Below are 253 nucleotides of genomic sequence, written 5' to 3'. Positions count from 1 at the left end.
TATAACAACACCGGTCTTGGATGGACATTTGATCGAGCGGAGGCAAACCGGCTGATTCATGCATTAGGAAATTGTCTACTGACATACCGCGACTATAAAGAAAGTTGGATAGTTCTTCAAAGACGAGGGATGACTCAAGACCTCAGTTGGGATAATGCTGCACAGATTTACGAGGAAGTTTTAGTTGCAGCAAAATATCAGTGGTGAAACCCCTTTTGACCCTTTTATCTTGTACTCAGTTAACGCCCATACC

Annotated in this window: 1 protein-coding gene; it reads left to right on the top strand. The window is 43.1% G+C overall.

Annotated features, from left to right (window positions below; all coding sequences use genetic code 11):
• Positions 1 to 207: hypothetical protein (locus SM754_RS20360; RefSeq protein WP_323677965.1), on the top strand; the 207-nt coding region annotated here is incomplete at its 5' end.
• Positions 208 to 253 lie beyond the last annotated feature (46 nt).

Origin of the sequence: Halorubellus amylolyticus, from assembly GCF_034808145.1 — an archaeon.
In the GTDB taxonomy this organism is placed as follows: Archaea; Halobacteriota; Halobacteria; order Halobacteriales; family Natrialbaceae; genus Halorubellus.
This window is presented reverse-complemented; position numbering and strand designations above follow the sequence as displayed.